This window comes from Sphingobium sp. (assembly GCF_035511395.1).
In the GTDB taxonomy this organism is placed as follows: domain Bacteria; phylum Pseudomonadota; class Alphaproteobacteria; order Sphingomonadales; family Sphingomonadaceae; genus Sphingobium.
In genome coordinates this window covers 24961-45164 of the sequence record NZ_DATKFP010000225.1, presented here as the reverse complement: position 1 = coordinate 45164, position 20204 = coordinate 24961, and the positions used below count along the sequence as shown (strand labels likewise).

Here is a 20204-nt window from a genome sequence, read left to right as displayed (position 1 = left end):
GGGGAAGCACTTGCCGGCGAACTGGGGGAGGGGGTTCGCTTCTCGCGCCTGAATGTGACCAGTCCGCAAGACTGGCAGCAGACTATCGATGACACCGAAGCCGCGTTCGGCCCGGTGGACGTCTTGGTCAACAATGCGGGTCATTCGGGTCACTGGAAGCCGCTTTCCGATCTCTCGCTGGAAGAATATCGGTTGGTCTGCTCGATCAACCAGGAAGGTGTATTCCTGGGCATCAAGCTGGTGATGCCCTCGATGATCAAGGCTGGTGGCGGGTCGATCGTCAATAATTCGTCGGGCTATGGCCTGGTGGGCGCGGCTAATAATATGGATTATTGCGCATCCAAATTCGCCGTCACCGGCATGACCAAGGCTGCCGCGGTGGAACTCGCGCAGTTCAAGATCCGGGTCAATTCAGTTCATGCGGGCGTGGTGCTGACGCCCATGGTCGAGGAGACGATGGCGCGCCTGGGATCGGACGCGGATATCTACATCGCGCGCATGCCGCTCAATCGCGGCGCGGCTCCGGCGGAAATCGCCAGCGTGTTCGCTTTCCTCGCGTCCGATGCGTCGAGTTTCGTGACCGGCGCCGCTCTGCCAGCAGATGGCGGCCTGACCGCGCAGTAGAGAGCACAAACATCAAAACGGGAGTCGGACGGGCGATCCAGAGGCCAGCATTATCCCGGCGGACGGCGTCATCTACTGTCTGGACAATGTAGTGGCGAAAGAACACTAGGCCTGACCTGAACTGTTTGATCGGGTCGCGCCTGGGGTGGCGCAGCGATGCGCCACCCCCTACAGACTTTCATGACCGCCGGGTGCGCCTGGTGAATGGGACCGCATCCGCACAACCCGGCGAGCGGCCCAACCATAGTCGCTTATCGCATATACACCGGATCGCCCCGATCGCGCCGGGGTCGATGCAGCAACAGGTCATATTGCCCGCCTGTCGCTATTCCGCTGTACGGGGCGACCCGGTTCCAGTCTGGAACGATCCTGCGCCTAAAGATGCGCCATTCCCCACCCCGCCTTTCGAACATGTCGATGTAGCGGCCGCCAAAGATGAACTCGATCACATCCCCGCCTGTGAAGCCCGCCCTGAGTGCATTCTGTTCCCCGATCAGGGCAGCACGGCTTTCGTGAGTCGGATGCGACATATGAAAGGCCGTCAGATAGGTTTCGACAAAGGCGCGATCATCGGCCAGCTCAATCAGGATGTTGGAAACGCTGTGGTGGCTGGTCGCCCACATGTCGCGGACCACGCCGTCCAGCAGGGATGGGATGATATTGAGCGCCGGTCCTTCCGCAGGCCCGCCGTCGAATCCGCCGTCTTCCCAGAAGGTGGTTCTGAACAGATCGGCATCCAGTCGGTCGGTCGCGCGGCAATATCGATGGATGACATCGCAGATACGCTGTCGATCCATCAACTCGGCCAACAGATCGGAGCGTTGGTCGATCATCCCCTCCGGTACGGTCTCGCGCACGGTCAACCGGCCTTCACTTGATCGCTTGTTCTGGCAAAATAGCTTTGTAGGCTGTCGACGATCGCGACATAGACGCCATGTAGCATGGCAGCCTGTTCTTCCCCAAGGTCAGCCGGCATGACGTCGAAGGTGGATGAAATGGTCATCAGGCATCCGCCATCGTCTTGCTCGTCCAAGGCCCAACTGGCGATGTAATTGCGGATGCCCGGCGCAAAGCCATCCGTCGCGTCATAATAGAGCCGATGAGCGACTGGGTCAGCCAACAGCAGGACTTCCCGGTTTTCCTCCGGCGCGCCCTGCTCGACGGCCCCCTGTCCACGTCCCATAACCCTGGTGCGGGGCACGACATCCGGCTGACCTTCCAGCCAGCTTTCCATCAGCCTCATGCCCTCGACATTGCTTCCATCGTCAAACCAGGCAAGGCTGCCCCAATCGGTGATGACGGCCCAGATCGCTTCGATGTCGGCGTCGATCTTCCCCTGATGATATCCGGAAACCCGGTGAACTTTTGCCACAGCCATATCTCCATCGTGGTTTGACGTTGTGAGCGACTGCTTTTCAAACAGCACGGCGCGCGGGCCATCGTCACTTGCCACATGTGGTAGGATATATGTACTAGGCAAGTCAATCTGTGGCGTCGGCCCGCCGTTGGATACCGAGATCGCTCAACCCATGTCAGCCCGACCCGACAATATACAGGCCAAAAAAAATATAGGATCTTTTGAATAGGGTTTATTCCGCCATGTCTGTCTTATCTTAACAAGCAGTGTCATCGCCGCAGCCAACCGAGCCGCTCGACGAAATACATTGGTTTTGCGTTGGGCAAGGCTCGGCCACGGCAGGCATATGTATTTGCTGAATTAACAAGGATAAGAATTATGGATCGAGAGGCGTGGCGCAGGCAAGTTATCGAGACGGCACTGGACCCCGATTTGCCGATCATCGATACGCATCAGCATATATGGATGGAGCCGCCGGGTGCGATGTGGGAACGCTATACCCCGGACCAGATGATGGCCGACATGGCGCATTCCGGTCATAACATAATCGGGACCGTCTATATTGACTCCCGCGCACACTATAGTGAGTTAGGACCCGAACATCTGCGATGTGTGGGCGAAACTGCGTTCGCCGAACAAGTCGCGCAAGAATCTTTGCGTCGTGGTGGCCGCGAAGCAGGGGCCTGCGCCGCGATAGCCACCTATGCGGACTTGATGATGGGCCACGCGGTTGGCGAAGTGTTCGATGCCCATATGGCGGCGTCGCCACGCTTTCGCGGCATCCGCTACATGACCGCCATGGACCAGGATCTGTCGTCCGATCATTGGTGGGCGCCGCAGGGTATCATGAAAGATCCCGTATTCCTGGACGGTTTCAGCGAACTCGCATCGCGCGACCTCATGTTCGATGCGTGGATTTATCATCCCCAGATTCCCGATCTCGTCGAACTGGCGCGACGGTTCCCGGACACGACGATCATTCTGGACCATTTGGGCGGGCCGCTGCTGATTGGACGCTATTCCGGGCGGGAGGAGGAATCCTTTGTCGAATGGCGAAAGAATATGGCCGCGCTGGCCGAATGTCCCAATGTTTCCGTTAAATTGGGAGGGGTGAACAGCAGCACGACTGGCTGGAGCGCACGCGATCTCCCGCTGCCGCCCTCGTCGGAGAAAACCGCCGAAATTCAGCGGCGGCACATGTTCACGGCGATCGATCTTTTCGGTCCTCGGCGCTGTATGTTCGAAAGCAATTTCCCAGTCGATATGGTGTCCATATCCTTTACGGTGCTGTGGAATGCTTTCAAGCGAATGACTGCCGACTTTTCGGATGCAGATCGGCGGGACCTGTTCGCCGGCACAGCATCCCGCGTCTACCGAATTCCTATTGCGGGGTAACATGGGGAGATCCTCTCCACATGCGATAGTCCAACGCGCCGATGCTGGACTGGGCAAGCCTGACATACAGATTTCTGTCAACGAGGTGTCATAGGGAGAGAGCCGACGAGCGTCGGCCACGAGAGGAGCGTTGAGTTGTGACCACCTTGCCTTATCCGGTGCCGGTTTCCAGCCTTTATATACCCACTATCGATCGCCTTCATCATCACCGTTCTTTCGCGGCTGGCCCGTTCGCCACGCGCAACGCTGGAAAGGCACATTCATGGGTTTCGTAATCGGTATCGATGTGGGCGGCACCTTTACCGACGTAGTGTGCAGCGACGGTCAGCAGACGTGGCGCGCCAAGTCGCCGACCAATCCCCAGTTGTTCGCCGAAGGCGTACTTAAAGGCTGCCTATTAATAGCTGAACAGGTCGGCCGCGATCTTTCCGACCTCCTTGGCGATACGGAACGTTTCGGTCTTGGGACGACGGCGGTGACGAATGTCCTTGCCACCAAGCGGGGCCATCGCGTCGGCCTTCTGACAACGGCGGGGTTCGAAAATGAACTTCATACCGCCCGCAACAAGCGCGTGAGCGAGGATGGTTGGTTGACGAAGCCTTGGAATCCGGTCGAGCGGACTTGGATCCGGGGTATCGACGAGCGCATCGACCGCGACGGCAAAATTCTTAAGCCGCTGGATGCCGACGAGATTCGCAAGGTCGTCAGCGATCTAACCGTCGATGAAGGCGTGAACGCTTTCGCCATATCGTTTCTCTGGTCATTCAAAAACCCTGAGCATGAACGCCTGGCTGCGGACATTGTCCGCGCCGAGCGGCCGGATCTGCCCGTTTTCCTGGGCTCCGAACTTCATCCGCTGATGCGTGAATATGAACGTACCACCCTTGCCGTCCTCAATGCATTTACCGCAACGGCGCTTGACGGTGTCGAGGACTTGGAAACGCAACTAAGAGATCTGGGCCTCAAGGCGCCCGTGCTGCTGCTCCATTCGGGCGGCGGCGCCATTTCCGTGAAAGAAGCACGCGCCACGCCGATCGCACTGGCATCGTCCGGGCCGGCCGCAGGGGCAGTTGCTGCGGCAGAAGCTGCAGTGACGGCCGGTATGCCCGACGTACTGTGCTGCGACATGGGCGGGACCAGCGTCGACGTGGCGGTGGTGCGCAACGGCGTGCCTGAACGGCGCCAGCGCGCGGAAATAGAGGGCATCGCCACCGCGCAGTCGGCGGTCGATGTGGAATCGATCGGGTCGGGCGGCGGGTCGATCGCCTGGATCGACAGTCGTGGCCTGCTGCGCGTCGGGCCGCAATCGGCGCGCGCCACGCCGGGGCCGGTTTGCTATGGTCGCGGCGGCACCGAGCCGACCGTGACTGACGCGATGGTCCTCCTGGGCTATATCGATCCAGCGTCCTTCATGGGCGGCCGCATGACGCTGGACGTGGAGGCGGCCAGGGAGGCGTGCGCGCGGCTGGGCAGCAGTCTGGGCATGAACGCGATCGAAGTCGCATACGGCATCCGGGAAATTGCCTTGGCGGAGATGGGCAAAGCCCTTCGTGCGCGCATCGCATCCGGCGGAATCGATATTCGCAAGTTCGGGGTCGTCGCGTTCGGCGGGTCCGGATCGCTCTTCGCGACCGCGATCGCGCAGGATCTGGGTGCACCGGTGGTTCTGACACCGACATCTGCATCGGTTCTATCGGCGTATGGCGCGGCCACCGCCGATATCCGGCGTGAACGCATGCAGTCGATCGATAAACTTCTGCCACTCAATGACGACAGCGCCATTGGAACCCTCCAAAAGCTGCTTTCGCAGGTCGACGCGGAACTTGAGGCGCAGGGCGTATCGCAGCAGGACCGATCGTTCATCTGCGAAGCGGATATGCGCTTCTATCGTCAGAAATCGGAACTCACCATCGCCGTGGAGAGCAGCGATCTCAACACGGACCGCTTGATCGTGAAGTTCCGGGAAATCTACACCGAAAAATATGGCGCGAACAGCTTGACGGCGAACACGCCCATTGAGTTATCGACATTGCGCGTCATCGGCATCGGCCGCACCATCCGGGCCTCACTTCCTTCCACAGGGCCAGCGGCCGACACGGCCTTCATCGCACCCACCCGTGAACGGCCCGTGTGGGTGGAGCGGGCCAAACAGCAGATGGTGCCTGTCTATGACACCAACAGCATAAAGCCGGGGCATGTGATAGAAGGCCCTGCGCTTCTGGATGCGGGCGACACTACGATCTGGGCGCCGCCCCGCACGAGTGTAACGGTGGCTGCAGGACGTACGTTCCTTACCCATCTAAACGCCCAATCATATCGAGGAGAAGTCGCGTGATCGATGCCATCGCCATCGAGGTGATACGCTGCAAGCTGGAATCCATCGCGGACGACGGCGCACGCACTATCGTCCGCACAGCCGTTAGCCCTGCAGTCAGCGAAGCAGGGGATTGTTCATGCAGCATCTATACTGCCGGAGGGGAGTTGATCGTGGGCGGCGGGCATGTTGTCATGCATTTCCACACCGGATGCAACGGCGTCGCAAAAATCCTGGAGGTGCACGGTGACACCATCGCTAATGGCGACATATTCCTGGTCAATGATCCCTATTCCGGGGGCGGTTTCCATGCGCAGGACGTCTTCATCCACATCCCTGTGTTCGTGGAGAATAAGCTGGTAGCGTGGGTTGGCTCCTCGGCGCATATGATGGACATGGGAGGCTCGGTTCTCGGCTCCTTCTCGCCGGCGGCGACCGAATGTTATCAAGAGGCGATACGCTTCCCGCCGGTGCGTCTCTCGCGAAAGGGGGAGGAGCAACTCGATATCTGGGCGATCCTCAGAAATAATATTAGATTGACCGATCTCGTAGAAATCGACATGCGCTCGCTGATTTCGGGTGCCTATGTCACGCAGCAGAACCTCGTTAACCTGATCAAAGATTATGGCTACGAAACCTTTACCGCGGTGGCCAGCGAACTGATCAACCTGACGGAGAAGGAAGTCGTAAAACGCATCGGCGAACTGGAACCGGGTGAATATAAGTTCGTAAGCTGGTCGGAATGGTTCGATGAATATTATAAGATTCCTTGTACGCTTACGGTAGGCGAAGATAAGCTACACTTTGATTTCACTGACGCATCGCCGCAATCGTCGCATTATTTCAACTCCAAGTCCTACGTTATTCAGAGCCTGCTTGGCGTTCAGATGGCCAGCACGCTTGCTTACGACCTGCCGCTTAATGAAGGCGTGTTCCGGGCTTTCGAAGTGAAGTGCAGGCAAGGTTCGATCCTGGACGCCCAGCCTCCGGCGCCGATCGGCGCGCCTCATCTGGAAGTCGGAATGAACGCAGCGGGCGTGGCGATGCATGCGCTCAACCTCGCCATCGCTGCATCACCGGATTCGCGAGCCCGCAAGAATATGGCGGGTCCTTCGGGAGGCTCTGGCATCGGTGTTGCGACTTTTTCGGGGACAGGCATCAAGGGCGATCCCGATGGATGGTTGATGATCGATCCTGGCTTCGTCGGTTGCTCGGCCGGTTACGATCGCGATCCGGGAGATACATATTTCGAAGCGCTCGGCGGAGGTTCCAGCGTCGAAATGATGGACGTGGAAGTCATGGAATCCTGGTATCCTGTCCGCATCGAACAACGCGGCCCCCGGCCCAGCACCGGGGGCGCCGGAGAATTCCGCGCCGGTTCCGGCCTGGAAATGACCTTTTCTGTCTATGGATCGGATAATTTGTCCATGGCTCTGCTGGGAAACCGGGAGCAAATTCCCATCGCGGGACTGGGCGGCGGACTGCCCGGGGCGCTGACGGCATTTACCCTCAAGCGTCATGACCAAGCTAAGGAAATATTGGGTTGCCATCAGCAGGGCATAAAATTGGGGGAGGGTGACTCCATTCACTTTGTCCTCGCCAACGGCGGCGGTTGGGGCGATCCGTTGGATCGCGCCGTCTCCAGCGTCGCCGCCGACGTCCGGTCGCACCGGCTGACGCCCGAGCAGGCTCGCCAACTTTATAACGTCGTAGTGGGAGATGAGCAGGCAACAGAGCGGCTGCGGGCAGACATGCTGGCAGAGCGACTGCGGTGTGCGGAACCGGCGAAGCGTCCATTGACGTGGACGGCGGAGATCAAGGCGGCCGCAGAAGGACAATGCCGACCTCTCTACATCGGTGTGGAGCAGCGCGGCTCAGTGGCCGTAAGTGAACGGACCGGCGCGCCCCTGGCGCTTAGCCCGGATCAATGGACCGATGGCTGTCCTGTCATTCATCATTTCATGCCTGCTGACGCCGGTGTCGATGTCGTGGCCTACCTCGATCCCGGGTCCGGTCATCTTCTGGTTGTCGATGTCGTTGTCGAAGGAACGGAAAGGGCCTTTGAGTCATCGCCGCTGCGCTGGATCAAATCGTCGGCAGGCGGTGCGACGTCCGACGACGTCGTTAGCGCTTTGTAAGCCAAAAGCGAGACGTGAAATAATTGTCGGTCATGGGGTGCGGGTCATCAGTGCGGATTCCTCCCCAAGCAATGCCTCAACATGAACTCTATCGAATTGGGAGAAGGACATGCCGTTGATCGAAGCTCAACTGGAGCAGCTATATGACGAGAAGCTTCTGCAGGACAATCTGATGCTGTACTGCCGTGCGGCGGACCGGATGGACATCGAAGGGGTCAGGGCAACATACTGGCCCGATTCCCACGATGACCATGGTGGCTATATGGGGCCCGGGCAACAATGGGCCGACGCGATTGAAGCCTACAGAGACAATTTGTACAGCTGCAATCATCACTGCAGCAACGTCCTGTGCGAAATTGACGGAAGCCGTGCAAAACGTGAAAGCAGTTTCCTGTGCGTGGCAGTATTCAAGAATCCGGACGTCACCATGACCCATGGCGGCCGCTATCGTGATCTGTGCGAGAAGCGTGAAGGTGAGTGGCGGGTGCTGCGGCGCACCTGCATCTGGGACTGGTGCGACGTCAGAAAGTACTCGACAGGTTGGGACATATCGGGCGTGCCCTACATGTCGAATTGGGGAGACCGTTATCCCAATGACCCGATCTACAAGGACTGGTTCGAAAGCCCCCCGACGCCGCGCCCTTCCCATCATGATACGGTAGAGAGGCCGTAAAGAGCGACCCAATGGGCCGTTCCATTCCAACCGAATACCGCAAGTCGCACGAAACGCAACTCAATGTCTTCTGGAGAACAAGATGTCCGATAGGCTGGAATTCAACAAGGGTCTCGTCAAAAGATATCTAGACGATGGCATGACCGAAAATCGCGTGGCCGTATGGAGCGAAATTCTTCATGAGGATTTCACCTTCTGGGGTGTACCGACCTCCCCAGCTTCGGGCACGCGCAATAGAGAGCAGATGTTGGAGGGATTCGGAAGTCTTTTCGATCGTATCGAGAGTGTCAACCTCTACATTGACGATATGATTGCCGAAGGTGATCGCGTTGTGGTCGAAGCTCATTCGCATTGCCCTTTGAAAAATGGCAAGGTTTACGAAAACGACTATGCATTTCTGTACAAGATAAAGGATGATAAGATCATTGAGATGCGTGAGTTTCTGTCTACCGAAGCATTGAATATTCTGGTTGATTAGGACTCTTATTCCATCATAGCGCAGAATGCGACGGCGCGGACTGATAAACTGCGTGCGAGTTTGCCCTATCGGTTTGGTATGCGACGAAATCCTTGAGCCGACAGAACACGGCTTTGACCACCTAGCGTTTGCGATGATGGTGGCGTTCGTCATATTGGGCCGCTTGTGGTTTCATCTGCCGCTGTATTTGGGCGAGACTTGGCAGGTGCCGGGATGACCCAGATGCGTGCCCTTGAGCTATGTGAACCTTGCGATGCAGGTGACATCTGAGGTGGTGCCGCCTTCTTGGACAGTTTGGCGGCGAAGTTAAGCTAATCCCGGGTGTGATTATGCCGCCAGTTTGGTCACCAGATCATGGGGGGCATGCCCCCCATGATCTGAAGCGTCGATCTGCCCATAGGCCTCTGCCGGGGTTCGCCCTGCCAGTCCCGAGTGCGGTCGCTGCGTGTTGTAATAGGTGATCCAGCGGCCAAGGCCAGTGCGCAACTCCGATCCGGTCTCGAAGGCGTGCAGATAGACGCATTCATATTTGAGGGAGCGCCACAGGCGCTCGATGAAGACATTGTCCATCCAGCGCCCGCGTCCGTCCATGCTGATCCGCACCTCGGCATCCCGCAACACGCTGGTGAAAGCCAGCGAAGTGAACTGGCTGCCCTGATCCGTGTTGAAGATCTCTGGCTTGCCGAAGCGCGACAGCGCTTCCTCCAGTGCCGCAACACAGAAGCCGGCATCCATGGTGTTCGACAGCCGCCAGGCCAGCACCTTGCGCGTCGCCCAGTCCATGATCGCCACCAGATAGAGGAAGCCACGCCGCATCGGGATGTAGGTTATATCCGCGCACCAGACCTGGTTCGGCCGATCGATCACCAGCTTGCGCAGCAGATAGGGATAGACCCGGTGCTGAGGGTTCGGGTCGCTCGTCCGAGGCCGCTGGTAAATGGGCGATAGCCCCATCCTGCTCATCAGCCGCCGCACACGCCGACGCCCAACATCACGCCCGATACGGCGCAGATGGCGGGCCATCTGACGGCTGCCATACCAGGGCATGTCGAGGAACGCGGTATCGATCACCTGCATCAGCGCCAGCGTCTCCCCGGTCTCGGGCACAGGCGCATAATAGAAAGACGACCTGCTTATCGACAGCAGGCGTATCCGCTGTTTTCTCCCCACCTTGTGGAGGTCGCCATGAGCTTTGATTGTCCCGCCCCTCAGACCCCAAGGTGGAGTGGACGGGATGTCATTGGAGCAGGTGATCGACGAGGGCTGTTGTCCGCAGGGAGGGCGCCGACGGCGCTGGTCGACGGACGAGAAGCGCGCGATCGTGGAGTTGTCGCTCGATCCCGAGTGCAGCGTGGCGGAGGTGGCCAGCTGCTTTGGTGTCATACCAGCGCAGATATACGGCTGGCGGCGCGAGCTGCGCGAACTAGAGGACGTGGACGACGCGGAGGCGCCGGTGTTTTTGCCGGCGTTGATCGAGCCGGTGCCCGCCCCAGCGCAGCTCCTGGAGCTGGAACGCAACGATGGTCGCCTGCTGCCCGACACGATGGTGCAGGTGGCGATGCGCGTGCGCGACGTCCCGGTGATGGTCGCGCACGGCGCCAACCCCATGGTGGTCGCTTCGGTGATCGCTGCGCTCAAGGCGGCACGATGATCGGACCCGGTAGCGATGCCAAGGTGCTGATCTACACCAGGCCGGTCGATTTCCGCTGCGGGATCGACACGCTGGTCGCCAAGGTCCAGCACGAGTTGCACATGAGTCCATGGGCCGGGGTCGTTTTTGTATTTCGCTCGAAGCGGAAGGATCGGCTTAAGATTTTGTGGGCTGACGGGACCGGTGTGTGGTTGATGACCAAGCGCGCCGAGTCCGAGCAGGGGTTCGCCTGGCCGCAGCCGAGCGACGGCGTTTTCCGGATCACGGCCGCCCAGATGGCGGCGCTGGTGTCCGGAATGGACTGGCGCCGACACCGTGCTCCACGCCGTGTGATCGGGCCTAAAGTCGAGGCTTGCGCCAGTGCGTGAGCCGATCGCGCCAGCCCGATTTCGACCTGCTGGACGGGTCGTTACGCATGTGATTCGATGCCGTTCGTGGATCCCGTGACGGCCCTTCCCACTGACCTTGCCAGCGCTCAGGCGCTGATCGCGACACTGACCGCGCAGATGGTCGAACGCGATCGCGAGTTGGCGGTGCTGCAGGCTGAACAAGAGGCCGCCGAACACCGGATTGCCGAGGCTGAAGCGCGCGAGCGGATAGCGTTCGCCGCCGCCAAGATGGTCGAGGCAGATGCCGCCAGACGGCTTGCCGGTGCCGCCGAGAGGCTCGCCAACATGGACAATGAGCTGGCCGCCGCGTTGCATGAGGTGAAGCGCCTCACTGACATCCTCGACGCGTTCAAGCGTCACCGTTTCGGCCAGAGCGCCGAGCGTCTCGATCCCGACCAGTATCAGCTCGTGCTCGAAGAGCTCGAGGCAGCGCTCTCGCACGCCGAGGCGGGGCTGGAAGCGCTGATCGACAAGCTCGACGGCAAGACCAGGGAGAAGCAACGCCGCCGCACCAACCGTGGCGCATTGCCCGCTCATCTCGAGCGCGTCGAGCAGTTGATCGATATCGACGACAAGCACTGCACGTGCTGCGGTCACGATCTGCACGTTATCGACGAAGACGTGACCGAGCGTCTCGACGTCGTGCCAACCATATTCCGCGTGCTCCGCACGCGCCGCCCACGTTATGGCTGCCGCGGTTGCGACGAGGCTGGCGTCATTCAGGCGCCGGCGCCGAGTTTCATTGTCGATCAGGGCCTGCCTACCGACGCGCTGGTCGCCCAGGTGCTCGTCTCGCGCTTCGCCGATCACACACCGCTCTACCGCCAGGCGCAGATCTATGCGCGATATGGCCTCGATCTCGACCGATCGACCTTCTCCGATTGGATCGGGCGCGCTGCATGGTGGCTCGAACCGCTTCACCGACACCTTCTTGGGCATCTGCGAAGTTCCGAGAAGCTGTTTGCCGACGAGACCCGGATGCCGGTCCTGGCACCCAGAACCGGCAAAACCCGAACGGGGCAACTGTGGGCCTATGCCCGAGATGATCGCGCGTGGGGCGGCACTGCGGCGCCCGCGGTGGTATACATTTACGCCACCGGCCGCGGCAGCGAGCATCCGGTCGATCATCTCGGCACGTTCACAGGCGTGCTGCAGGTGGACGGCTATGCCGGCTATAACGAGATCGCCCGTCGCAACGGCATCAAGCTTGCGCTTTGCCTCAGCCATGCGCGGCGCAAGTTCTACGACCACCGTGAGAAGGAACCCGTCGCGGCGGAGGTGCTGCGCCGCTTCACGCTCATCTACAAGCTGGAGGCCGGCTGGCGTGGCAAATCGCCTGAAGCACGGGTCGATGGTCGGCAACTCTACCTCAAGCCGCTGTTCGAGGATCTCCACGCATATTTGGTCGGGAAGCTTCCGCGATTCAGCGCCAAGAGCAAGATGGCCGAGGCGATCCGCTACGCGCTCAACAACTGGGACGGGTTGACCTATTGTCTCGCCGACGGCCGTGTCGAGTTGGACACCAATTGCGTCGAGAGAAGTATCCGCCCGATTGCGCTGTCGAGAAAAAATAGTCTCTTCGCAGGGTCCGATCTCGGCGCCCATCATTGGGCGGTGATCGCGAGCATGCTCGAGACGTGCAAGCTTTCTGACGTCGATCCGCTCGCCTGGCTTACCGACACGTTCTCGAAGCTCGCCAACGGTCATCCCGCCACTGACCTTGAATCGCTCATGCCGTGGAACTTCCGCAAAATCGAGCGTCGACCGGTGGCGTTGGCGGCGTGAGATCGCAGCCGCCCAGCGCGGCGTTCACCATCGCCCAGGTGGCCGCGCGGCTCGGGGTAAATGAAGATCTTCTCCACGAGATCTCGATCGACATGTTTTCGGAGCATGGCTGCATGTGGATCTACGACATCGATCGCGAGATCCCGGCATTCACTGATTACGGCATCGAGCATCTCGAATTCGAACTTGAACAATATCATGGCTGGAAACCGGCTGACCATCCCAACCGCCGACCATACGGCGTCCGGAAAATTCCGACGCTGGGATGCCCCCGCCGGAAATCATCGATTGACTGATCACCGACGTGTGCCGCCGCGGTCATCGCTTCGCCGCGCAAGGTGGGGAGAAAACAGCGGATACGAACAGGGCGATGGGCTGGAATCCATATTCGTCATGATGGGCATTGAACAATCGCAACTGCTGGCCGCCGTGCACGGCATCGAAGGTGTCATCGATGTCGAGGACAATGCGTCTGGGCACGGTGCGGAAACTCTCGCAGTACAGATCAACCATCGCTCGGCCCATGCGCAGGAGCGCACGCGTGTCGGGCAGGTTTTCCAGTCGTGAGATTGTCGGCTGCGAGCAAAGTGCACGGTCAGATGGAGTGAGGTCGAGCGCCATCTTGAAGACCGGGTCGATGCGCAGGCTGGAGGCGTCATTGCCGTCTTCATAGCCCGCCGCGATCATCATCAGTCGGAACCGGATAATGTCGACAAGGGAGTGCGTGATATGATCCGGCGCACGGGGATCGTTGATGCAGGCAGCTATGCGATCGGCTACCCCAAGGCGCTGCTCAACCTCGCGCAATAGCAAAATACCGCCGTCCGAGGAGAGCAGACCGCCATCGAATCTGGCGTCAATCCGCTTGCCAGAAACGGGTGACAAACCGGGCAGCGGCAGAGTAGAACCATCCATGGCGGGTGTGGCTTTCCTGAAATGACGTTGATCTGACTAGGCATCTAAATCATACGTTAAATCAGAATGTTACGCTACATCCGCCAACACGCGTGAATTTTCCGGGTTAGGTTCCGGAGCTTCGCACTGCGACCGATCTGGCGAAGCGGTTCGTCTCATTGCTTGGCGGCGCAGAACCCTCCAATCTCAGTACATGGCTTGAACAGGCTGCCAGCAGCGAACTTGCCAGCTTTGCCAATGGTATGGCCCGGGGACGTTGATGCGGGGAGTGCCAGGATTTCCGTGTGCGGGCGGGCATAATGGGTAAAAAGGGAGTCCCACTATGTCTCGACGCAAAGAGCCTGCCATACCGAATGAGCTTCTCGATCAGCTTTTGGCGGGCGCTGCCAGCGCCGCCTTCGAGGAGGGCGGTCTGATCGATTCGCTGAAGAAGGCGCTGACAGAGCGTGCCCTGAATGCGGAGATGGATCACCACTTCGCTGCCGAAGACGGCGCCGCCAACATGCGCAACGGCTACGGTCGGAAGACGGTTGATGACCGACACCGGCAAGTTGGCGATCGACGTGCCGCGCGACCGCCAGTCGAGCTTCGACCCGCAGTTGATCACCAAGTATCAACGCCGCTTTCCTGGCTTCGATGACAAGATCGTGTCGATGTACGCGCGCGTCATGAGCACCCGCGAGATCACCAGGCATCTGCACGATCTTTACGGCGATTACAACTCGCTGGACGACCAGCCCGGTCGAAGGCCAATTTATCAGAGTCAAAGCTATCAAGAGACAGATGTACGGTCGCGCGGGCCTCCCGCTCTTGCGCCAGCGCGTTCTGATCGCCGCTTAAAATCGGTCGGCGAATGGAACAGTCCCACTCGTCCCACCTGCACCAAATGTGCGGAAGACCCCAATCAAGATGAGAATCGCCACCATGCCAGAACTCGGATCGCTCGATAATAAGCAGCCCGCTCGCTCGCCGGCCTTGCCTCCGTCGCGCGACAGTCCGGCCAGTGGAAGGGAAATAGCTTCATCCGCGGCGGCAGGGCCAACGTTCGCCAAGCACTCTATATGTCGGCCCTAGCCGCCGCCCGCTTCAATCCGGACCTGAAGGCCAAATACCACCAGCTCGTCGCATCCGGAAAGCTGGCCAAGATCGCCATCACCGCCGTCATGCGAATGCTCGTCGTCACCGCAAATGCTCCGCTCAAAGCCGATCGCCTTGGGACACAAGATCGCACTTAACCATCACGGATACTCTCATGCCTTCCAATCGGGTGGCCACGACTGACGTCACACGGCGGAATCACCCGAACGGCGTAACGATAGCACTTACGTGGCAGCGCTCGCGGGTGCCAAAATTGCATCGGATAGCCTGCCTCAACCCTAAAAGATGACGATATCGATCGCGCTGTGTCCCGCCGATTCGGTCGAGAGACGACGATTTCAGAACATCTATAGCGGCGCATGCTTGCGAGCATCAAAACCGGGCGCGGAACCCGACCTTGAATTCACGGCCGAGCACGTCATACAGTGCCGCGTTTACGCCGGGGGTGAGGAACTGCTGGTTCTGGCCGGCCACCGGCACGGGGTCGGTATTGAGGACATTGTCGGCATTGATGAAGAATTCGGTCGTGCCGCCCATCCCCGGAACCTTTACGGTCACACCTATGTCTAGATAGGTGGCGCCGGGGATGCGATTATTCGCCAGCGTGGCGCTGGTGAACAGATGATCATAGACCCCTGACGATACGCTGCGGGTCGACAGATAACCTGTAAAAGCGCCCTGCTGATAGTTGACCGTGTTAACGATACGCCATTTGGGGACGCTGCCCGAATTCTCTCCGGCCGCCTCGTCGAGCAGCACCCCGTCGAACGTGCTGCGCGTGTCGATGTGGGTTATCAGGCTGCGCAGGGTCAATGAAGCATTCCAGCTTTCGCTGATCGCGGTGAGATCAGTACGGTAGCTGACTTCGATATCGAAGCCTTTCTCCCGCTCCACGGCCAGATTGACCGGGCGCCGGAATATCTGAGTGATGGTGCCGGCAGCGTTCCGCGTGATTTCCGCGCACAGGCCGGTATTGCCTGCCACACATCGGTCAACCACTTGCTGCGCCGTCAGTGTCTGGATGGCATCACGAATCTTGATATTGAAATAATCGAAGGACAGATTGAAGCTAGGCAAGAAGCGCGGTTGCAACACGACGCCCAGCGTCAGACTGTCCGCCCGTTCGGGCTGCAGATTGGGGTTGCCCACGGTGATTGCGGTTATGCCCCCCGTCTGCGCGCCGGTGGTGCGATCAACGACAGTCTGTCCGGCGGATGTTATGCCGGCCTGAAATAGTTCGCTCAGATTGCCGGCGCGGATGTCTCGTGAGCGGGTGCCACGGAACCGGATGTCGGGAATCGGCTCCCAGGTGAGGCCAGCTTTCCAGGTCGTAACACTGCCGCTGGTGCTGTAATGCGTCTTACGTAGCGCTCCGTTGAAATCCAATTTGTTCAGGAAGGGCATGTCCTTGGCCAGCGGCACGATCACTTCCGCAAAGCCTTCATAAACGTCGTAACTGCCGCGCGTCGGCTTGTAATTGCCGGTGAGATAGATGCTCGACTGGGACCCGGCGTCGACCGTGCTGGACACGCTTTCTTCGCGATATTCGCCGCCGATCGCGAGCGAGACTGGTCCTGCCCAGGTCGAAAAAGGTTCTCCCTGGACCGTGCCGGCGACAACCTTCTGCTCGATCCGCTGCCTCAACGAGGAGGTACCCGAGACGTAGTTAAGAGCCGCCGGGGTATTGACCCCGATGCCGAAGGGGTTGAACGGTACGCAGGAGGGGTCGGTGACAGTCACCTGGTTGACGCGGCATATGATCTGATTGCTGCCGTTGCGCACGGCGTCGATCGCGCGGCGCAGATTGGCGGGGATGGAATCGTGCCGGACATCGACGCTGATGTTGCTGCGACCGTAGGTTCCATAGAGGTCGTAGCGCCACGAACCGCCCAGATTGCCTTCCGCGCCGATCGCATAGCGCTGCAACTCACGGACGTTGAGCGGGCGCATGCGGCCGATGTCGTCGAACGTCGATCCGAAGGTGAAATTCGTCTGCCCGGCCGCTGTCATGCGCGCGCGCAGGTCGTCCGGCAGGAAGGCATTGTCGCGCTGGATCGTAAGATTGCCGAAATAGAAATTGGGAATGGAATCGGGAGTGGCTCTCGATCTGGCGTAAATCGCTTCGGCAAACAGCTTGAAGGCGTCGCTGACCTCGAAACTCGCGCGAGCGAAACCATTATATTGTTCGACGGGGACTTCCAGCGGTATCTGGAAGCCAAGGTCGTTTCTGTCTCCACCGATCGAATACATGCCCGATGCGACGCCGAAAATATGCCGTCTGGTTGCGCCGCCATTGATGAATTCCGTTCCACGCAATATGCCAGTCGTGATAAGGCCACCAGGCGCCGAATTGCCGATATTGACATTTTCGACGTTGATCAGGCTGGGCTGGCCATTATCGGGCGCGAAGGCCGGATTGCCGATGATCTTGCGCCCGCTATACCAGGGCCTGTCTGCTGCAGCCTGCTGCCCGCGCGCATCGGCATAGGTTGCGCTGATGATGAAATGCCCGCGTTGGTCGGCGAAATCGGTTCCGAACGCGCCGTCCGCGCGCCAGCGGAATGCGTCACCATAGGTCGAGATGCCGCTCTGCAAGCCGAGCTTCACCCCTTTGAAGGCCGTGTCTAGAACGAAGTTCACAACGCCCGCCACCGCGTCCGAGCCGTAGGCCGCCGAAGCGCCGCCGGTCACGATGTCGACGCGTGAAATGAGGGCCGACGGAAGGGTGTTGGCATCGACAAGGCCTGCGTCGGTTGCGCCGACGACCCGGCGGCCATCAAGCAGAACCAGGGTTCGGGTCGGCCCCAGGCCACGAAGATTGAGGAAGTTGGAACCGGCCGACCCGCTTGATATGTTCACCGTCGCCGTGCGGGGAGTGCTGCCGGCCGCGAGCTGGGGCAAAGTGTTGAGATAATCCGCCACATTGGGACGCGCCGCCGCCTCAATATTGGCGGTCGTGACGACCGTTTCCGGGGTCGGTGCGCTGTAGCCGTCGCGCTTGATCCGCGATCCCGTCACGACAATGTCCTGGACGGTTGCCTCGGTTGCCGTCGCTTGCGGGTTGAACTGGTCGGGACCGGTCTGCGCGGCCGCTGGTGAAACGAGCGCGCAGGATAGCGTGGCCAGTGCGACGCCTGTTGTCAGGCCGATTGAACGACGTGCGAGTTTCCTCATCATGCCTCTCCCTACGGCCCATTTTTTTTGATGGGCTCGTTTCCCCTGGTTTTTCGATGGCGGACCCGGGTCTATCCAGACCAAGGTTTCGGCCTCCCGGCGAGCCATAGCAATTTCTGATCCACGACATGAGCCATCGCCGCTGACGATCATTGTGATCTGCAGTCGATGCTATTTGACAGCGGGGGCGCTTGGCGACTGTTCTTCCTGGATGGAGGCTGAATGACGACATCATGTGAATTTACGACGGCCGATCTGTGGGACATCCATCATGAAACGGTGAAGATGATCCCGGTCGAATTTCGATCCTACGGCGGCATCAGTCGATTTAGTGGTCAAACTGTGACTCTTGCCACCGCGGACGATCATGACGCAGTGCGCGGCATCCTCGAAAAGCAGGGGCATGGGCGGATATTGTTCATTGATTGTGAGGGTGAGGTGGCCATCGCGATGATCGGGGATCGGCTCGCATCTCTTGCATGTGCCAATGATTGGGCAGGCGTGATTGTTCATGGCGCGGTGCGGGATTGCGAGGCTCTGGCGCGGATCGACATAGCTGTGCTTGCGCTGCGCACGACCGCGATGCGCAGCTTCGCGCGCACTGCTGTACACCGGTGCGGCGAAACGATCACGGTCGGGGGCGTGGCCGTGGCTGAAGGGGGCTGGATATATGCCGATCAGGACGCAATTCTGGTGTCGGCGCTGCCGCTCCTTGCCAGTTCAGCTTGCAGGGATGCTCGTTGAACTCGCATGCTTGGACAGACAAGAGCATAAGGGCGATGCTTTGGCGATTACAAAGCCTTCCAGGTGCCATCCTTGAGGCGCTGCGCCTCCGCGCGCTGACAAGCAGCAAACACACCGGCATAGCGCTGCACACCCTCGACCCCCATCAGCAATGGATTGGGCGCCTGCGGGTCCGCCTTCAGCCGCCGCAGATGCGAAAAAACTGCACCCTGATAGGCGTGCGTATTGATGAACGCATCTGCCCCCTCCCGCAACGCCATAGCGGCGACGAAGTCGGAGGAGATAGCGTAGTCGGCCGCCCGCTCGATGCGATCGTTACCGCTCCAGACCAGCAGCTTGTGCGTGCTGCCGCCATGGACGACCGGCACTATCATCGTCATCTGGCCATCGGTATGGCCCGGTGTCAGCATTGCGAAAACCTCCGTTTTCGGGCCGACCCTGATGCGCTGCGCTCCATTGAGCGATCCGGGATAGGCCCCAATCCGTATGTCGATCCGGTCGGGGATCGCGAGCAGCCACTTCTGCTTGCGTGCTTCGATCTGGGCGGGCGTCCTTGCCTCGATCGGCGGCCCGAAGCGCATGGCTTGCCCGTTTTTAACGCCGGCACGTATCTTCATTACCATATCGGCATCCGGACCGCCCATCACGAACTTGGCCAACGGCGCGAATTTCGTTCGTATGAGGTTGGCGCCGCCGATATGGTCGGGATGCCAATGTCCCATGAAGATATATTTGACCTCGCGCGGATCAAGCCCGGCTTTGGCCATCTGGTCCAATAGCTGACCTTGCATATCGTCCGGCGTCGTCAGGCTGTCGAACATCACCAGTCCGTCCGGCGTGCGAACGACGACCATACCGGTCACATCCGTGCCGAAATACCAAGCATTGTCCATGAAGCGCACGCCTCCGGCCGGCATCGGCCGCCCGTCTGCCGGATCGAGGAATCCCTTGGGGCTTATGAGGTCGGTCGCGAGATCGCGGGGGCGGTCGATGATCTGCCCCGGACCGGCTTCGCGGGTCGTGCGATAGCCGGTTTCGCACCAGACGCGATATGCCCAGTGGATGACGGGATTGTCGTCGACGTCGGCAAGCGCCCTTGCCGCCTTGTCATATGCCTGCGCAAGCGGACGGTCTGGCTTGATCGGTCCGCCAAATGGCGGCTCGGCGCGCGGGGACTGCGATCCGGCTGGCGCGGCAAGCAAGGCGAATGCCAAGGTCCATATGCCTGACGTCATCCTGCGCAAAGGGGATTGTGAATTCCGGCTCATGGCATCCTCTCGACTATCGCTTGATCTATCGAAGCAACCCCTCTTACGGTGAAGAAGGGCGACACAGCGAAGCGCCGCATTTCAGGCCGGGAACGGCAAGCGTCACGATGTCCGCTACAGCCGCAATCCTGGGCCGTTCGCACATATCGGCGATCCTCTCTCAGCTAGCGATGCAATATATGCCGCATGCGTTTGGGAAGC

17 protein-coding genes and 2 pseudogenes are annotated in these 20204 nt (G+C 59.8%); 13 read left to right on the top strand and 6 right to left on the bottom strand.

Annotation, left to right across the window (positions count from 1 at the left end; genetic code table 11):
- The coding region (locus VMR39_RS15370) for an SDR family oxidoreductase (RefSeq protein WP_325416824.1) at nucleotides 1-624 on the top strand (624 nt) is incomplete at its 5' end.
- A gap of 251 nt (nucleotides 625-875) precedes the next feature.
- Here VMR39_RS15370 and VMR39_RS15365 read toward each other — a convergent pair.
- Nucleotides 876-1481 (bottom strand): nuclear transport factor 2 family protein, encoded by a 606-nt coding sequence (locus tag VMR39_RS15365; RefSeq protein ID WP_325416823.1) that lies wholly within the window; start codon nucleotides 1479-1481, stop codon nucleotides 876-878.
- 2 nt (nucleotides 1482-1483) lie between these two features.
- Entirely contained in the window at nucleotides 1484-1996 is a 513-nt protein-coding gene (locus VMR39_RS15360) for an SRPBCC family protein (protein ID WP_325416822.1), read from the bottom strand.
- 417 nt (nucleotides 1997-2413) lie between these two features.
- Here VMR39_RS15360 and VMR39_RS15355 point away from each other — a divergent pair, with 417 nt between their 5' ends.
- The 5 genes from VMR39_RS15355 (at nucleotide 2414) to VMR39_RS15335 (ending at nucleotide 8979) form a co-directional block, all read left to right on the top strand.
- Nucleotides 2414-3376 carry an amidohydrolase family protein gene (locus tag VMR39_RS15355; RefSeq protein WP_325416821.1) on the top strand — a complete coding sequence of 321 codons (963 nt, stop codon included), beginning with the start codon at nucleotides 2414-2416 and terminating at the stop codon, nucleotides 3374-3376.
- Between the two features lie 262 nt (nucleotides 3377-3638).
- Entirely contained in the window at nucleotides 3639-5711 is a 2073-nt protein-coding gene (locus VMR39_RS15350; RefSeq protein ID WP_325416820.1) for a hydantoinase/oxoprolinase family protein, read from the top strand.
- On the top strand, nucleotides 5708-7828 hold the full coding sequence (locus tag VMR39_RS15345) for a hydantoinase B/oxoprolinase family protein (RefSeq protein ID WP_325416819.1): 2121 nt from the start codon (nucleotides 5708-5710) through the stop codon (nucleotides 7826-7828). The genes VMR39_RS15350 and VMR39_RS15345 overlap by 4 nt, the downstream gene beginning before the upstream one ends.
- Nucleotides 7829-7937: 109 nt before the next feature.
- Nucleotides 7938-8501, top strand: a complete 564-nt coding sequence (locus VMR39_RS15340; RefSeq protein WP_325416818.1) for a nuclear transport factor 2 family protein — start codon at nucleotides 7938-7940, stop codon at nucleotides 8499-8501.
- A gap of 82 nt (nucleotides 8502-8583) precedes the next feature.
- Nucleotides 8584-8979, top strand: coding sequence for a nuclear transport factor 2 family protein (locus VMR39_RS15335; protein WP_325416817.1), 396 nt, complete (start codon nucleotides 8584-8586; stop codon nucleotides 8977-8979).
- Between the two features lie 327 nt (nucleotides 8980-9306).
- Here the strand turns inward: VMR39_RS15335 and VMR39_RS15330 are convergent, their stop codons facing one another.
- Nucleotides 9307-10149 carry an IS3 family transposase gene (locus VMR39_RS15330; protein WP_414712527.1) on the bottom strand — a complete coding sequence of 281 codons (843 nt, stop codon included), beginning with the start codon at nucleotides 10147-10149 and terminating at the stop codon, nucleotides 9307-9309.
- A 79-nt stretch (nucleotides 10150-10228) separates the two neighbouring features.
- On the opposite strand from VMR39_RS15330, the gene tnpA reads away from it, so the two are divergent.
- From tnpA to VMR39_RS15310, 4 genes are all read left to right on the top strand, one after another.
- Nucleotides 10229-10630, top strand: a complete 402-nt coding sequence (gene tnpA / locus VMR39_RS15325; RefSeq protein ID WP_325416826.1) for an IS66-like element accessory protein TnpA — start codon at nucleotides 10229-10231, stop codon at nucleotides 10628-10630.
- On the top strand, nucleotides 10627-10998 hold the full coding sequence (gene tnpB, locus VMR39_RS15320) for an IS66 family insertion sequence element accessory protein TnpB (protein ID WP_325416816.1): 372 nt from the start codon (nucleotides 10627-10629) through the stop codon (nucleotides 10996-10998). Before tnpA ends, tnpB begins: the two co-directional genes overlap by 4 nt.
- A gap of 306 nt (nucleotides 10999-11304) precedes the next feature.
- Complete coding sequence (gene tnpC, locus VMR39_RS15315) at nucleotides 11305-12804, top strand: IS66 family transposase (RefSeq protein ID WP_414712530.1); 1500 nt, start codon at nucleotides 11305-11307, stop codon at nucleotides 12802-12804.
- Nucleotides 12801-13100 carry a hypothetical protein gene (locus VMR39_RS15310; protein WP_325416814.1) on the top strand — a complete coding sequence of 100 codons (300 nt, stop codon included), beginning with the start codon at nucleotides 12801-12803 and terminating at the stop codon, nucleotides 13098-13100. The genes tnpC and VMR39_RS15310 overlap by 4 nt, the downstream gene beginning before the upstream one ends.
- 43 nt (nucleotides 13101-13143) lie before the next feature.
- On the opposite strand, the pseudogene VMR39_RS15305 reads toward VMR39_RS15310, so the two are convergent.
- A pseudogene (locus VMR39_RS15305) lies at nucleotides 13144-13719 on the bottom strand (transposase); the annotation flags it as partial.
- A 322-nt stretch (nucleotides 13720-14041) separates the two neighbouring features.
- Here VMR39_RS15305 and VMR39_RS15300 point away from each other — a divergent pair.
- Both VMR39_RS15300 and VMR39_RS15295 read left to right on the top strand, forming a co-directional pair.
- A pseudogene (locus VMR39_RS15300) lies at nucleotides 14042-14432 on the top strand (transposase); the annotation flags it as partial.
- 348 nt (nucleotides 14433-14780) lie between these two features.
- A complete protein-coding gene (locus VMR39_RS15295; RefSeq protein WP_325416813.1) occupies nucleotides 14781-14954 on the top strand; it encodes a hypothetical protein in 174 nt (57 codons plus the stop codon).
- Nucleotides 14955-15189: 235 nt separating this feature from the next.
- Here VMR39_RS15295 and VMR39_RS15290 read toward each other — a convergent pair whose 3' ends face one another.
- Nucleotides 15190-17991, bottom strand: coding sequence for a TonB-dependent receptor (locus VMR39_RS15290; protein WP_325416812.1), 2802 nt, complete (start codon nucleotides 17989-17991; stop codon nucleotides 15190-15192).
- A 222-nt stretch (nucleotides 17992-18213) separates the two neighbouring features.
- Here VMR39_RS15290 and rraA point away from each other — a divergent pair, with 222 nt between their 5' ends.
- The gene (gene rraA / locus VMR39_RS15285; protein WP_325416811.1) at nucleotides 18214-18735 is read left to right on the top strand and encodes a ribonuclease E activity regulator RraA; all 522 of its coding nucleotides are present in this window, start codon (nucleotides 18214-18216) and stop codon (nucleotides 18733-18735) included.
- 47 nt (nucleotides 18736-18782) lie between these two features.
- Here the strand turns inward: rraA and VMR39_RS15280 are convergent, their stop codons facing one another.
- The gene (locus VMR39_RS15280; protein WP_325416810.1) at nucleotides 18783-19949 is read right to left on the bottom strand and encodes an MBL fold metallo-hydrolase; all 1167 of its coding nucleotides are present in this window, start codon (nucleotides 19947-19949) and stop codon (nucleotides 18783-18785) included.
- Between the last annotated feature and the right edge of the window lie 255 nt (nucleotides 19950-20204).